We start from the raw sequence: 13,975 nt of genomic DNA, 5'->3' as shown, positions 1-13,975 counted from the left end.
CCAATCGGCCCCGGCTGCCATGCAGCCGGGGCCCTTCTCGGTTCGGTATCAGCGGCGCTTGGTGGCGGTCCGCTTGGCCGCCGCCTTCTTGGCGGGCGCCTTCTTCGCCGTGGTCTTCTTGGCGGTGGCCTTGGCGGCCGCCTTCTTCGCGGGCGCCTTGGCGGCCACGGTCTTCTTGGCGGCTGCCTTCTTGGCCACCGTCTTCTTCACCGCGACCTTCGCTGCGACCTTCTTGGCGACGGTCTTCTTCGCGACAGCCTTCTTGGCGGCCACGGTCTTCTTGGCGGCCGTCTTCTTGGCGGCTGCCTTCTTGGCGGCGGTCTTCTTCGCCGCACCCGACACCGGTGCTGCCACACCGCGTTTCACGGCCGGACCGGCCGCTGCGATCTTCTGCTTCCCAGCGATGATCGCCTTGAACTGCGCACCGGGACGGAACGCAGGGACCGAAGTGGGCTTGACCTTCACGGTTTCGCCGGTACGCGGGTTACGCGCCACTCGCGCAGCGCGCTTGCGCTGTTCGAACACACCGAAACCGGTGATGGTGACGCTGTTGCCCTTGTTCACCGCGCGCACGATCGTGTCGACAATCTGCTCGACTGCCGCAGTGGCCGTGCGCCTGTCAGTACCCAACTTTTCGGTCAGAACGTCGATCAGTTCCGCCTTGTTCATTGAATCCTCCGCAGACTAATGGCCCGTCGTCGGACCGACTAGGTACCACGGTAAACCTTCAATGGGCAAGAGTCTATGTGCCACGCCAAATTTCATGTGGTGTGGCACACGCACAGCTACCGCGATTGGTAGCTCCCAGCTAACGCCCAGTCCGATTACGCCCGCGAAATTGGCTCCGGAATGGTCTTGGGTTTCCAACCGGGCCTACCCTTTTCGAACCCGTCGATCGCGTCTTCCTGACGCAGAGTCAGGCCGATGTCGTCCAGTCCCTCCAGCAGCCGCCACCTGGTGTAGTCGTCAATTTCGAAGGGCAACACGACGGTTCCGAGGGTCACGGTGCGCGCCTCGAGGTCGACGATCAATTCCTGACCGGGCTGTTCCTCGAGCATCTTCCAGAGCAATTCGACATCATGTTGTGACATCCGCGCGGCCAGCAGCCCGCCCTTACCTGCGTTGCCACGGAAGATGTCGCCGAAGCGCGACGAGATGACGACCCGGAAGCCGTAATCCATGAGTGCCCAAACGGCGTGTTCGCGTGAGGATCCCGTACCGAAATCCGGACCGGCCACCAGGACACTACCCCGGTTGAACGGCTCGGTGTTGAGAATGAAGCTCGGATCCGAGCGCCAGGCCGCGAACAGGCCGTCCTCGAATCCCGTTCGGGTGACCCGCTTCAGATAGACCGCGGGGATGATCTGGTCGGTGTCGACATTGGACCGGCGCAGCGGCACCCCGATCCCCTTGTGCACCTTGAAGGCTTCCATGAGTTCTCCTGAGTAGGTAGGGACGGTCAGTTCAGATCGGCCGGTGAGGACAGCGTTCCGCGCACCGCCGTCGCCGCCGCGACCAGCGGCGAAACCAGGTGCGTACGGCCGCCTTTGCCCTGCCGGCCCTCGAAATTGCGGTTGGAGGTCGACGCGCAGCGCTGACCGGGGGAAAGTTGATCCGGATTCATACCCAGGCACATCGAGCAACCCGCCTGCCGCCATTCCGCGCCCGCGGCGGTGAAGATCTCGCCCAACCCCTCGGATTCGGCCTGTGCGCGCACCCGCATCGACCCCGGCACGATCAGCATCCGCACGCCGTCGGCCACCTTGCGGCCCTGCAGCACCCCGGCCACCGCCCGCAGATCCTCGATCCGGCCATTGGTGCACGAGCCGACGAATACGGTGTCGACCGACACCTCACGAAGTGGAGTACCGGGCTCCAAATCCATATAGCGCAGCGCCTTCTCGGCGGTCTCGCGCGCGGTTTCGTCGGCCATATCGGCAGGATTCGGCACCGCCGCGCCCAGGGGAACGCCCTGTCCCGGGTTGGTTCCCCAGGTCACGAACGGTGTCAGGGCCGAAGCATCGATGTGCACCTCGGCGTCGAACTCGGCGCCCGGCTCGGTCGCGAGGGCATCCCAGGCCGCCACGGCCGCATCCCAATCCGCGCCCCGGGGAGCGTGCGCGCGGCCCTTCAGGAACTCGTAGGTGGTCTCGTCGGGAGCCACCATGCCCGCCCGCGCGCCCGCCTCGATGGACATGTTGCACATCGTCATCCGCGCCTCCATCGACATGGCGCGCACGGCCTCGCCGCGATACTCGATCACGTAGCCCTGACCGCCACCGGTGCCGATCTGGGCGATCACCGCCAGAATGACGTCCTTGCTGGTCACCCCGTCGGGCAGCGCGCCGTCGATGTTGACCGCCATGGTCTTGAACGGGCGCAACGACAGCGTCTGGGTGGCGAGCACGTGCTCGACCTCGCTGGTGCCGATGCCCATCGCCAGTGCGCCGAAGGCGCCGTGCGTCGAGGTGTGCGAATCGCCGCAGACCACGGTGGCACCGGGCTGGGTCAGGCCCAGTTGCGGGCCGACCACGTGCACGATGCCCTGCTCGATATCGCCCATCGGATACAGGCGCACACCGAATTCGTCGCAATTGCGCCGCAGCGTCTCGACCTGGATGCGAGAAACGGGATCGGCGATCGGCTTATCGATATCAACGGTCGGGACGTTGTGGTCCTCGGTCGCGATGGTGAGATCGGGCCGGCGCACGGGCCGACCGGCAGCACGCAGGCCGTCGAAGGCCTGCGGACTGGTGACCTCGTGCACCAGGTGCAGGTCGATGTAGATGAGGTCGGGCTCGCGCGCCTCGCCCTCGCCCGCGCCGCGGGCGACGACGTGCTGGTCCCAGACCTTTTCCGCCAGTGTGCGTGGCCGCTCGGCCATAACCGCTGACTCCCTTCGCTAGCCATCCGCGCCGCCGTGGGCCGGCGACGCGATCTCGGATGGGTGTGTCCCGAATTTGCATATCTCACTATTCGGGACGCTAATATCGCCTTATGAGACAGCATAGCGGTATCGGGGTGCTCGACAAAGCCATGGCCGTGCTCTACGCGGCCGCCGAGCAGCCGTGCGGGCTCAACGAGTTGTGCGCGCGTACCGGCCTGCCCCGCGCCACCGCGCACCGCCTCGCCGTCGGGCTGGAGACCCATCGCCTGCTCGCCCGCGACGGCAACGGCCTGTGGCGACCCGGACCCGCACTGTCGGAGCTGGCCACGACCGCCGCGGACCCGATCGTGGAGGCCGCGGCCGCCATCCTGCCGCGGCTGCGGGAGATCACCGGGGAGAGCGTGCAGCTGTACCGGCTGGATGGGCATTCGCGGGTGGCGGTCGCGGCGCTGGAGCCGTCGTCCGGGCTACGGGACACCGTCCCCGTGGGCGCGCGCCTGCCGCTCACCGCGGGTTCGGCGGCCAAGGTCCTGCTGGCCTGGGCGGATCCGGAAACGCAGCGCAGCGTGCTGGCCGACGCGGTCTTCGGCGAGCGGGCGCTGACCGAGGTCCGCCGGCGCGGCTGGGCGCAGAGCGCGGCGGAGCGCGCGGCCGGGGTGGCCAGCGTCTCCGCGCCGGTGCGCGATTCGGCGGGCAACGTGGTGGCGGCGGTGTCGGTGTCGGGCCCGATCGACCGGATGGGGCGTCGTCCCGGCGCGCGCTGGGCGGCGGATCTCGTGGCGGCCGCCGACGCCCTGCACAAGCGGTTGTGAGGTACCCCGGCAAGACCGTGACCAGGTCCGCGAATACCCGCACTCGATGTGACGAAGACCGCTGTGAGCGGCGCCATACGCCGTAAATTACAGTCGGATCATGGGAGTCAATCAACGCGCACAGATCGTGATGTCGGACGACGAGATCACCGATTTCCTGGGCCGCAGCCGCATCATCACGCTGGCAACCCTCGGGTCCACGGGCCTGCCGCACCTGACGGCCATGTGGTACGGCGTGGTCGACGGCGAGATCTGGTTCGAGACCAAGGCCAAGTCGCAGAAGGCGGTGAACATCCGCCGCGACCCGCGCGTGACGGTGCTGATCGAGGCGGGCGACAGCTACGACCAGCTGCGCGGGGTGTCCATCGAGGGCCGCGCGGAGATCATCGACGACACCGAGGCCCTGTTCAAGGTCGGCGTGAGCGTCTGGGAGCGCTACACCGCCCCCTACACCGAGGAAATGCGCCCCTACGTGGAGCAGATGCTGAACAAGCGGGTCGCGGTCCGCGTGATCCCCGAACGCACCCGCAGCTGGGACCACCGCAAGTTGGGCCTGCCGGCCATGGCTCCGGGCGGCTCCACCTGGCAACAGGATTGAGCTGGCAGCAGGATTGAGGAAGACCGGCCCAAGCGAGGAATCCCCGGCACTACCAGCTGAGGTAACCGATCCCGATGCATCTCAGCCGTACCGTCCCAACCCCGATGCCCCGATTTAAATCAACCGTTGCCGGTACCCCCAAGCCCACCCCGCCCACGTTACTTACCCAGCGGGAAGCGGGGGGTCCGGGGGGCGAAGCCCCTCCGGGCCGGGGGCGTGGGGGCGCGCCCCCACAATAATGACGAAACAAACCAGGCTCATGCTCTCCATGAGCATGAGCCTGGGATTTGTGTAGTCCCGACGGGATTTGAACCCGCGCTACCGCCTTGAGAGGGCGGCGTCCTAGGCCGCTAGACGACGGGACCTCGGACGAGTGTTGCCAACCGAAGCTGGTTCTCACCGCCAACCGAGTTGACGGTGAGCACACTCTGCTGGGGTACCAGGACTCGAACCTAGAATGGCTGAACCAGAATCAGCTGTGTTGCCAATTACACCATACCCCAATGACCTGGGCTTTCGGCCTCCAACCCGTGGGCTGGGGGCTTGTTTCCGGGCCGCGGAGAAGATTACCAGCCCACTACCGGGATTTTCCAAATCGCCTGGTCAAAGCCGGTAGTGGGCGGCATATTCGCCTCAGCCGCGCGCGGCGGCCGCGTGCAGCCGCTGCATGGTGATCTCGCGCCCGAGCAGTTCCAGCGACTCGTACAGCGGCGGGCTGATGTGTGAACCCGTCACCGCCACCCGCACTGGCGCGAACGCCTTGCGCGGTTTGAGGCCCAGATCGTCCACCAGAGCCGTTTTCAGCGCCTCCTCGAGCGCGGTTGCCGACCAGCCGGAAACGCCCTCCAGCGCCTTGATGGCGGCCTGCAACACCGGTGCGGCGTCGGCGCCCAGATTCTTTTCCGCGGCGGCCTCGTCGACGCGGAACTCCGAAAGGGGCACGAACAGGAACTTCAGCAGATCCCAGGCATCGCCGAGAACCACGATCCGGGTCTGCACCAACTCCGCGGCGGCCGCGAAAAGCGCGTCGTCGACCTCGGCCCCGATGTGGCCCTGACCGGTCAGGTAGCTGCGAAGTCGGCGGGCGAAATCAGCGGGCTCCAGCAAACGAATGTGCTCGGCGTTGATCGCGTCGGCCTTCTTCTGGTCGAACCGGGCCGGATTCGAATTTACTTTCGATATATCGAATGCCGCGACCATCTCTTCCATCGAGAAGATGTCGCGGTCCTCACCGATGCCCCAGCCCAGCAAAGCCAGGTAATTCAGCAAACCCTCGGGAATGAATCCCCGGTCGCGGTGGACGAACAGATTCGACTCGGGATCCCGCTTGGACAACTTCTTGTTGCCCTGCCCCATCACGAACGGCAGATGACCGAACTGCGGGGTGAACTCGGCGACCCCGATCCGCTGCAGGGCCTCGTACAGGGCGATCTGCCGAGGGGTGGAGGACAGGATGTCCTCGCCACGCAGCACGTGCGTGATCTTCATCAGGGCGTCGTCGACCGGGTTCACCAGCGTGTACAGCGGGTCCCCGTTGCCCCGGGTGATGGCGAAGTCGGGGACCACCCCGGCCTTGAAGGTGGTCTCGCCGCGCACCAGATCGTGGAAGGTGATGTCCCGCTCGGGCATCCGCAGCCGGAGCACCGGGGCGCGGCCCTGGGACTTGAAATCGGCGATCTGCTCCGCGGTGAGGTCGCGGTCGAAGTTGTCGTAGCCCAGCTTCGGATCGCGCCCGGCCGCGCGGTGGCGGGCCTCGACTTCCTCTGGGGTGGAGAACGATTCGTACGCCTCGCCCGCCTCCAGCAACCGGCGCACCACATCGAGATGAATCTCACGCCGCAGCGACTGCCGGTATGGCTCATATGGGCCACCGACCTCGGGCCCCTCGTCCCAAGTGAGACCGAGCCAGCGCAGCGCGTCCAGCAGCGCGCGATACGATTCGTCGGAATCGCGTGCGGCATCGGTATCTTCGATGCGGAAGACGAACGCGCCGCCGTGATGGCGGGCGAACGCCCAGTTGAACAGCGCCGTCCGGATCAGGCCGACGTGCGGCGTGCCGGTCGGCGACGGGCAGAATCGGACCCGTACGTCTGTCATATCCCTACTTTCGATCAGCGTTTGGCGGCAACGGGATTGGTGAGGGTGCCGATGCCCTCGATCGTCACGGAGACGTTCTGCCCCTCTTTCATCGGACCCACGCCCTCCGGGGTGCCGGTGAGAATGACATCACCGGGCAGCAGCGTCATCACCGTGGTGATCCACTCGATCAGCTTCGGAATATCGTGCAGCAGAAGTGATGTCCGGCTGCGCTGTCGAACCTCGCCGTCGAGTTCGGTGATGATCTCCAGATCTGTTGGGTCCAGCTCTGTTTCGATCCACGGCCCGAGCGGGCAGAAGGTGTCGTATCCCTTGCCGCGGGTCCACTGGCCGTCGTGGCGTTGCTGGTCGCGGGCGGTGACATCGTTGGCGACCGTATAGCCGAGGATCACCTCGCGCGCCCGCGCGGCCGGCACGTCCTTGCAGGGGCGGCCGATCACGATCGCCAGTTCGCCTTCGTAGTCGACCTGAGAGGAACTGGGCGGCAAGACGATTGCGGCGTTGGGACCGGCGATCGCGGTGTTGGGCTTGAGGAAGATCACCGGATCGGCGGGCGCCTCACCGCCCATCTCCCGGGCGTGTGCGGCGTAGTTCTTGCCGATGCACACCACCTTGCTGGCGAGGATCGGCGCCAGCAACCGCACATCCGCCAGCGGCCAGCTGCGGCCGGTGAAGGTGGGGGTGCCGAACGGGTGTTCGGCAATTTCCCGGGCCGTGGAATCGGGGCCCGCTCCCTCGATGCTCACGAACGCGACCCCATCGGGGCTGGCAACTCGACCTAGACGCATGGCTCGCAGTCTATCCACCTGGCGGTATGGACCAAACCACCCGGTCGGCGGGGCACGGGCGTTCGCATTCGTGCGGGTTGCGGTGTACGGTGAGCCTGTGTTTCACAGAGTAAGACTGTGATCCCATTATATGAGATAGAGGTGAGGAAATGGTCCCCGTGATCCAGGAGCGCACCACCCGACGGTGGACCATGCTCGCCCTGGGAGTCTTCGCGCAGGCCGCCAGCGCGGTCATGAGCAACGGCGCACCTTTCCTGTTGCCCGCCTTGACAGCTCGCGGAATGCCTTTGGCCACAGCCGGTCTACTGGTGGCCATGCCTATGGTCGGGATGGTGTGCACCCTGGTGGCCTGGGGGTACGCGGTGGACCGGTTCGGCGAGCGCACCGTGCTGATCGTCGGCCCCGCGGTGATGTTCGCCGCAGGCGCTGCGGCCGCGACCACGACGAATTACGTTGCGCTGGGGGCATTGCTGCTGCTGGCCGGCATCGGCGCGGCCAGCACCAACGGCGCCAGCGGCCGGGTCATCGCGGGCTGGTTCCCGCCCGACCAGCGCGGACTGGCCATGGGAATCCGGCAGACCGCCCAGCCGATCGGCGTGGGCATCGCGGCCATGGCGATTCCCGCAATCGCTGCGGCGCACGGGTTTTCCACGGCCGTGCTGGTACCGGCACTGATGGCGGGCGCGGCCGCGATCGGCTGTGCGATCGGGATCGTCGATCCGCCCCGGCCGGAACGCTCCGGCGCACAGTCGAATTCGGACAACCCCTATCGCGGGGACTCGACATTGTGGCGCATTCACGCCGTTTCGGTGCTGCTGGTGATCCCGCAGGCCACCGTGTGGACGTTCGCACTGTTGTGGCTGAACCACGGCGTCGGTTTGTCCCTGCCGGTGGCGGGCGCGCTGGTCACGGTCACCCAGGTGCTGGGTGCGGCCGGGCGGATCGGCGCGGGCAGGTGGTCCGACAAGGTCGGCAGCCGCCTGCGTCCGCTGCGGACCGTCGCGACCGCCGCGGTCGTGTCGATGGCCGCCCTGGCCGCCGCGGCCTGGCTGCACTGGTGGTGGGCCGCACTGCCGATCCTGGTGGTGGCCTCGGTGATCACCGTTGCGGACAACGGCCTGGCCTTCACCGCGGTCGCCGAGATCGCGGGCCCGTTCTGGAGCGGCCGCGGCCTGGGCATTCAGAACACCGGTCAGTATCTGGCCACCGCCGCGGTGGCCCCGGCCTTCGGCGCCCTCATCACCGCCGCGGGGTTCCCGGCGGCCTATCTGGCGGCGGCCGTGTTCGCGGTCGCCGCGGTCCCGCTGGTCCCCCGCGACCGCCGCCGCTAGTACGAACGGTATACAGACGAAAGGCCCCGCACCGGAGGGGATTCCGGGTGCGGGGCCCGCTCGCAGGCTACACCGAGGCGGCGATCCGGTCACCGATTTCGACGGTGGACGAGGTGCCCGAGCGCGAGGCCAGATCCTTGGCGACGGCGGACTCGATGCGGGCGGCCTCCTCGGACTTGCCGAGGTGGTTGAGCAGCAGGGCCACCGAGAGGATGGCGGCGGTCGGGTCGGCCTTGGACTGGCCCGCGATGTCGGGCGCCGAGCCGTGCACGGGCTCGAACATCGACGGGTTCGTGCCGGAGGCGTCGATATTGCCCGAGGCGGCCAGGCCGATGCCGCCGGAGACGGCGGCGGCCAGGTCGGTGATGATGTCGCCGAACAGGTTGTCGGTGACGATCACGTCGAAGCGGCCGGGATCGGTGACCATGTGGATGGTCGCCGCGTCGATGTGCTGGTAGGCGGTTTCGATGTCCGGGTATTCCGCGCCGACCTCGTCCACGGTGCGCTTCCACAGCGACCCGGCGAAGGCCAGCACGTTGTTCTTGTGCACCAGGGTCAGGTGCTTGCGCCGTTGGCGCGCGGTCTCGAAGGCGTAGCGCACGACGCGCTCGATGCCGAAGCGGGTGTTGGTGGAGACCTCGGTAGCGACCTCGTGCGGGGTGTTCACGCGGATGGCGCCGCCGGTGCCGGTGTACGGGCCCTCGGTGCCCTCGCGAACGACGACGAAGTCGATGTCCGGGTTGCCGGCCAGCGGACTGGTGACGCCCGGATACAGCTTCGACGGGCGCAGGTTGACGTGGTGGTCCAGCTCGAACCGGGTGCGCAGCAGCAGGCCGCGCTCGAGCAGACCGGACTGCACCGACGGGTCGCCGATGGCGCCGAGCAGGATGGCGTCGTGCTGCTTGAGTTCGGGAAGCACATTGTCCGGGAGAATCTCACCGGTGGCATGGAAACGCTTGGCGCCCAGGTCGTATTCGGTCTTCTCCACGCCTGGCACCACCACGTCGAGCACCTTGAGAGCCTCGGCGATGACCTCGGGACCGATACCGTCGCCGGGGATGACAGCCAGTTTCATGAATTCCTGCTCCGTTCGGATGTGACGACTCCGCCCGTCACCCTAGCCGGTGGGGTTCGCACCCCCGCCACCAGGGCAAACCGCTCTCACCCAGTGGGATCACCGGGGGGTTGCGCCGTCGCGGGTACTGTTCGGTGGATGTTCGACAATCTTCGACTCGAGCGCAAGATCCAACGACTGGAACGCAAGATCGATCTGGTCCTCGAGCACCTGGGCATCGCCGATCCCGGCGCCATCGCCGATTACGCCGAGATCGACGAACTCCTGCAGCGCGGCAAGAAGATCCAGGCCATCAAGCGGTATCGCGACCTGAACCCGGCCGCGGGCCTGGTCGAGGCGCGGGACGCGATCGAGGCCAGGGCAGCGCGGCACGGACACTGATTCTTCCCCCGAAAACACCGGGCCCCTTCCACATTGCGTGGCAGGGGCCCGGATTACGTTGCGCGCGAGCGCATCGGCTCAGCTCAGGTCGACCTGCGCAACCTTGGCGGCGCCGACGGCCTCGGCGATGGCGGACTGCACCTCGGCCGGGACCTCCTTGTTGACGCGAAGCACGACCGTCGCGCCCTCGACGTCGAGGTCCTGGGTCAGCTGCGCGGCCAGAATGTCGATGCCGGCGTCGCCGAGCTTGGTGGCCAGGCGGCCCAGCTGGCCCGGCTTGTCCTCGTAGTTGAGGACGGCCAGGTTCAGGCCCTCGGCGCGCATGTCGTAGTTGCGGCCGTTGATGTTGACGATCTTCTCGACCTGGGCGGGCTCGGTCAGCGTGCCGGCCACGTTCAGGGTGCGGCCGTCGCCGAACACGGCGCGCAGGTCGACCAGGCTGCGGTGGGTCGGGGACTCGCTGTGGGAGGTAACGGTGGCCTCCAGGCCCCGCTCCTTGGCCAGCGACGGGGCGTTGACGAAGGTGACCGCGTCCTCGATGAGTGCCGAGAACACCCCGCGCAGAGCCGAGAGCTCCAGCACCGCAACGTCTTCCGAAGAAAGCTCGCCGCGCACCTGGACCTCGAGGGAGACCGGCAGCTCGTCGGCGAGGGCACCCAGCAGCGCGCCCTGCTTGCGCACGATGTCCAGCCACGGGGCGACGATCTCGTTGACCGCACCGCCGGTGACGTTCACCGCGCCCGGCACGAACTCACCGGCAAGGGCGAGCTGCACGGACTTGGCGACATCGGTGCCCGCGCGGTCCTGGGCCTCGGCGGTGGAGGCGCCCAGGTGCGGGGTGACGACGACCTGCGGCAGCTCGAACAGCGGGCTGTCGGTGGAGGGCTCGGTCTCGAACACGTCGATGCCGGCGGCGCGCACATGGCCGCTGGTGATGGCGTCGGCCAGGGCCTGCTCGTCGATCAGACCGCCGCGGGCGGCGTTGATGATGATGACGCCCTTCTTCGTCTTGGCGATCGTCTCCTTGTTCAGCATGCCCTTGGTCTCGGGGGTCTTGGGCAGATGAATGGAGATGAAGTCGGCGCGCTCGAGCACCTCGTCCAGGGTCAGCAGCTCGATGCCCAGCTGGGCGGCGCGGGCCGGGGAGGTGTAGGGGTCGTACGCGATGACCTTGGTCTCGAAGGCGGCCAGGCGCTGCGCGAAGAGCTGGCCGATGCGGCCCAGGCCGATGACGCCGACGGTCTTGCCGAAGATCTCGACGCCGTTGAACTTGCTGCGCTTCCAGGTGTGTTCGCGCAGCGTCGCGTCGGCGGCCGGGATCTGGCGTGCGGCCGACAGCAGCAGAGTGACGGCATGCTCGGCGGCGGTGTGGATGTTGGAGGTCGGCGCGTTGACGACCATGACGCCGCGCTCGGTGGCCGCGGGGACGTCGACGTTGTCCAGGCCGACGCCGGCGCGGGCGACGATCTTCAGGTTCTTACCGGCTTCGAGGACCTCGGCGTCGACGGTGGTCGCGGAGCGAACCAGCAGCGCGTCGGCGGCGGGCACGGCGGCCAGCAGTTCGGGTCGGTTGGGGCCGTCGACCCAGCGCACCTCGACACCGTCACCGAGCGCATCGACGGTCGACTGGGCGAGCTTGTCGGCGATCAGAACAACAGGACGGCCATTTTGGCTCACTGGGGGCACTCCTGGGGAATGGGGATCGGCATTTACCGCCGCCTAGCTTAATCGGCCGGATTCCGGAAAGTGGTGCGGGTGGGCGGATCGCGCGAGCGCGTCGTCGACCGGGTGACCTGAGTCTCACCTGGTCGATCGCCTATTCCACCACTCCCGGCCGCCGCCCGCTGTCATCCCGGCTTGCCGGGACACATGGCATTCCGGGACATGCGGAGGTACGCCTACCCCGCCTGCTCGTGCCCGGCAGGCTCGGACTCCTCCTCGGCACCGCGCATCGCGTACACCCGCTCCAGAAAATCCCGGTGCGCGCGCAGCGTCGAATCCAGCAGCTCGCGCCAGGTGCGGCGGTCGATGCGCGAGTCGCTGTCCAGGGACGAGCGCGAGGCCGGACGCAGCTTGTCGACGTGGTCGACGATGAAAGTGAGCCTGCGGCGCGGGAACTGGGCGCCGATGCGGGGGTTCTCGGTGAGGAACGTGTCCAGCGAGTACAGGTAGTTGATGGCGCGGTTGTACTCCTCGTCGGTGAGGTGGTAGTCCATCCGCTTGATCTCCACGATCCACAGCTCGCCGGAGTCGTGCAGCAGCACGAAATCCGGTTCGCGCTTCTCGCTGCCGATCGCGGTGGTCACCAGTGTCGTCCCGAATCTCTGCGCGTACCAGCGTTCGAAGCTGGCGCGCACCCGCTTGAGCGATTCGTTCATGCCCAGCGGCGTCCACTCCGGGGCGAGTAGCCACGGCGCGCGCTCGATGAGCTCCTGGAAGGGCCGCTCGAGCGAGCGGCGGTCGTCGATCAGCACGCGCAGCTTGTCCACCACGGCGACCCGCTCACCGGCGATCTGCCCGAGCGAATAGATCTCGGCCACCCGGGCTCGCTCGAACAGCGCCACCACCACATCCAGGCGCGGATCGGCATCCACCGCGATCTGCTGGAGCGTCTCGAGCAGACTGCGCTGCGGTCCCAGCGACAGCGCTAGGCGCACAGTGCTTTCCACATGTCCGGGATTGTCGAGGGCGGCGCGATCCTTGTTGGCCACCAGGATCCGGGCCGCGGCCACAACCGACTCACGAAACATCTTGTCCCCCGGTGCGATCGCCTCGAGGGTCTGGAAGATATTCGACTTCTCGACGAACTCCTCCCATACCCGGCTCCGGATCGAACGCTCCCCCATCCGCCCGATCTCGGCGATGAGCTCGCGCCCCCACGCGGCCAGGGCCTCACCGCGTCCGGAGTTCCAGATGATGTCCTGACGGTCCGAGCGCACCAGGTCCTCGTCGTCGTCGAGCCAGTCCACATGGATGGCGCCGACCAGATAGGACCGCAGCTTGAACTCGCCGGCGAATCCGTGTCCGATGCCGAAATCCCGTGTCTGCGCGACGATCTTGCCGCGCGCATAGATCCGCACACCGGCCATCGCCTCGTCGCGATAGGGCTGCTTGGAATAGGCGATCCACCCCGTGACCGGAAGGAACTGCCGCCCCGCGTGGACCGGGCGCGAGGACACGTCGATGCGGGTCTCCTCCATCACATCGATCGGCAGGTCGCTCAGGATGAAGCTCTCGCGGGCGCCCAGCGCGGCACTGTTGTGCACCTCGACCCGCCAGTCCGGGCGCTCGATGCCGAACCGCGCGGCCAGCTGCCGGTTCAGCTCGGCACCCGAATTCACCCGCTTGCGAAAGAAATCCCGCAGGATCACCGTCGTACCGCGCTGCGGGCTGAGGGTGCCGTCCTGCGATCCGATCGCCGGGAAGTAGTCACTTTCGGTGTCGCTCAACATATCGTCGAGATCCATCACGATGTGCGAGACGGGCCAGCCGTCTTCGGTGCGATCGGACTCGCCACTACCGGCGCTGATCACCTCGATGGTCCGGCAGATCCCGAAGGCCGCGAGCTTGCCGATTCCCTTGCGACCCATGACCGGTCGCCGCCGTTCGCGCGACAGGTCCGAGCCGGTGCGCACGCGCCGGTCGGAGCCGACCATCAGATAGTGGTCGTTGATTTCGTCGGTGGTCATGCCATGGCCGTTGTCCGACACCACGATCTCGTACTGCGGTTCCTGCGCACTGCGCACGGTGCCGGCCAGGGTGATGCCCCACGGTAGCCACACCGCCACCTCGGTGGCGTCCGCATCGTAGGAGTTCGCGATGAGCTCGGCCAGTACCGCCGAAACCCGGTCGTAGAGTTTGATTCCCAGCTTGTCGATCGCCAGGCGGCTGATCCGCATCGTGTACTTGTGATCGGTCCACGCATGGTCGTCGCGCACTTCGTCGTACATGTCGGGCCTCCCGCGCGCCCGCTCGGCAGCCGCCGTTCAGCTACCTCTCCACCCCA

At 67.3% G+C, this 13,975-nt stretch carries 12 protein-coding genes and 2 tRNA genes; 4 read left to right on the top strand and 10 right to left on the bottom strand.

Translation table 11 applies throughout. From position 1 onward, the window contains the following. Window positions 1-48 precede the first annotated feature (48 nt). The 3 genes from KO481_RS19865 to leuC all read right to left on the bottom strand — a co-directional run bounded on the left by KO481_RS19865 (window position 49) and on the right by leuC (window position 2,884). On the bottom strand, window positions 49-669 hold the full coding sequence (locus KO481_RS19865; RefSeq protein ID WP_215918676.1) for an HU family DNA-binding protein: 621 nt from the start codon (window positions 667-669) through the stop codon (window positions 49-51). 155 nt (window positions 670-824) lie between these two features. Next, window positions 825-1,433: a 3-isopropylmalate dehydratase small subunit gene (gene leuD / locus KO481_RS19860; protein WP_215918675.1), complete on the bottom strand. Its 609-nt coding sequence runs from the start codon at window positions 1,431-1,433 to the stop codon at window positions 825-827. A gap of 26 nt (window positions 1,434-1,459) precedes the next feature. Next, entirely contained in the window at window positions 1,460-2,884 is a 1,425-nt protein-coding gene (gene leuC, locus KO481_RS19855) for a 3-isopropylmalate dehydratase large subunit (RefSeq protein WP_215918674.1), read from the bottom strand. Between the two features lie 113 nt (window positions 2,885-2,997). Between leuC and KO481_RS19850 the strand changes: the two genes are divergently transcribed. Beyond that, entirely contained in the window at window positions 2,998-3,699 is a 702-nt protein-coding gene (locus KO481_RS19850; protein ID WP_215918673.1) for an IclR family transcriptional regulator, read from the top strand. 100 nt (window positions 3,700-3,799) lie between these two features. Then, window positions 3,800-4,297 (top strand): pyridoxamine 5'-phosphate oxidase family protein, encoded by a 498-nt coding sequence (locus KO481_RS19845; RefSeq protein ID WP_215918672.1) that lies wholly within the window; start codon window positions 3,800-3,802, stop codon window positions 4,295-4,297. A gap of 292 nt (window positions 4,298-4,589) precedes the next feature. Here the strand turns inward: KO481_RS19845 and KO481_RS19840 are convergent. The 4 genes from KO481_RS19840 to KO481_RS19825 all read right to left on the bottom strand — a co-directional run bounded on the left by KO481_RS19840 (window position 4,590) and on the right by KO481_RS19825 (window position 7,182). Further along, a tRNA-Glu gene (locus tag KO481_RS19840) sits at window positions 4,590-4,662 on the bottom strand. 66 nt (window positions 4,663-4,728) lie between these two features. Beyond that, window positions 4,729-4,800 (bottom strand) — tRNA-Gln (locus KO481_RS19835). Between the two features lie 130 nt (window positions 4,801-4,930). After that, entirely contained in the window at window positions 4,931-6,394 is a 1,464-nt protein-coding gene (gene gltX, locus KO481_RS19830) for a glutamate--tRNA ligase (protein WP_215918671.1), read from the bottom strand. A gap of 14 nt (window positions 6,395-6,408) precedes the next feature. After that, window positions 6,409-7,182: a fumarylacetoacetate hydrolase family protein gene (locus KO481_RS19825; RefSeq protein ID WP_215918670.1), complete on the bottom strand. Its 774-nt coding sequence runs from the start codon at window positions 7,180-7,182 to the stop codon at window positions 6,409-6,411. 149 nt (window positions 7,183-7,331) lie between these two features. Here KO481_RS19825 and KO481_RS19820 point away from each other — a divergent pair, with 149 nt between their 5' ends. Further along, window positions 7,332-8,513: an MFS transporter gene (locus tag KO481_RS19820; protein WP_215918669.1), complete on the top strand. Its 1,182-nt coding sequence runs from the start codon at window positions 7,332-7,334 to the stop codon at window positions 8,511-8,513. 67 nt (window positions 8,514-8,580) lie between these two features. Here the strand turns inward: KO481_RS19820 and KO481_RS19815 are convergent, their stop codons facing one another. Next, window positions 8,581-9,588 carry a 3-isopropylmalate dehydrogenase gene (locus KO481_RS19815; RefSeq protein ID WP_215918668.1) on the bottom strand — a complete coding sequence of 336 codons (1,008 nt, stop codon included), beginning with the start codon at window positions 9,586-9,588 and terminating at the stop codon, window positions 8,581-8,583. A 138-nt stretch (window positions 9,589-9,726) separates the two neighbouring features. On the opposite strand from KO481_RS19815, the gene KO481_RS19810 reads away from it, so the two are divergent. After that, window positions 9,727-9,969 carry a hypothetical protein gene (locus tag KO481_RS19810; RefSeq protein WP_215918667.1) on the top strand — a complete coding sequence of 81 codons (243 nt, stop codon included), beginning with the start codon at window positions 9,727-9,729 and terminating at the stop codon, window positions 9,967-9,969. Window positions 9,970-10,047: 78 nt separating this feature from the next. Here KO481_RS19810 and serA read toward each other — a convergent pair whose 3' ends face one another. Further along, entirely contained in the window at window positions 10,048-11,646 is a 1,599-nt protein-coding gene (gene serA / locus KO481_RS19805; protein WP_215918666.1) for a phosphoglycerate dehydrogenase, read from the bottom strand. Between the two features lie 221 nt (window positions 11,647-11,867). Further along, a complete protein-coding gene (locus KO481_RS19800; protein ID WP_215918665.1) occupies window positions 11,868-13,919 on the bottom strand; it encodes an ATP-binding protein in 2,052 nt (683 codons plus the stop codon). Window positions 13,920-13,975: the final 56 nt, after the last annotated feature.

Origin of the sequence: Nocardia albiluteola (assembly GCF_018860155.1) — a bacterium.
GTDB classification, from domain to species: domain Bacteria; phylum Actinomycetota; class Actinomycetes; order Mycobacteriales; family Mycobacteriaceae; genus Nocardia; species Nocardia albiluteola.
This window is presented reverse-complemented; position numbering and strand designations above follow the sequence as displayed.

What these genes read in the sequence shown, in the direction of transcription:
- KO481_RS19865 (WP_215918676.1), bottom strand. Translation starts at nt 669, where the DNA reads ATGAACAAGGCGGAACTGATCGACGTTCTGACCGAAAAGTTGGGTACT.
- leuD (WP_215918675.1), bottom strand. Translation starts at nt 1,433, where the DNA reads ATGGAAGCCTTCAAGGTGCACAAGGGGATCGGGGTGCCGCTGCGCCGG.
- leuC (WP_215918674.1), bottom strand. Translation starts at nt 2,884, where the DNA reads ATGGCCGAGCGGCCACGCACACTGGCGGAAAAGGTCTGGGACCAGCAC.
- KO481_RS19850 (WP_215918673.1), top strand. Translation starts at nt 2,998, where the DNA reads ATGAGACAGCATAGCGGTATCGGGGTGCTCGACAAAGCCATGGCCGTG.
- KO481_RS19845 (WP_215918672.1), top strand. Translation starts at nt 3,800, where the DNA reads ATGGGAGTCAATCAACGCGCACAGATCGTGATGTCGGACGACGAGATC.
- gltX (WP_215918671.1), bottom strand. Translation starts at nt 6,394, where the DNA reads ATGACAGACGTACGGGTCCGATTCTGCCCGTCGCCGACCGGCACGCCG.
- KO481_RS19825 (WP_215918670.1), bottom strand. Translation starts at nt 7,182, where the DNA reads ATGCGTCTAGGTCGAGTTGCCAGCCCCGATGGGGTCGCGTTCGTGAGC.
- KO481_RS19820 (WP_215918669.1), top strand. Translation starts at nt 7,332, where the DNA reads ATGGTCCCCGTGATCCAGGAGCGCACCACCCGACGGTGGACCATGCTC.
- KO481_RS19815 (WP_215918668.1), bottom strand. Translation starts at nt 9,588, where the DNA reads ATGAAACTGGCTGTCATCCCCGGCGACGGTATCGGTCCCGAGGTCATC.
- KO481_RS19810 (WP_215918667.1), top strand. Translation starts at nt 9,727, where the DNA reads ATGTTCGACAATCTTCGACTCGAGCGCAAGATCCAACGACTGGAACGC.
- KO481_RS19800 (WP_215918665.1), bottom strand. Translation starts at nt 13,919, where the DNA reads ATGTACGACGAAGTGCGCGACGACCATGCGTGGACCGATCACAAGTAC.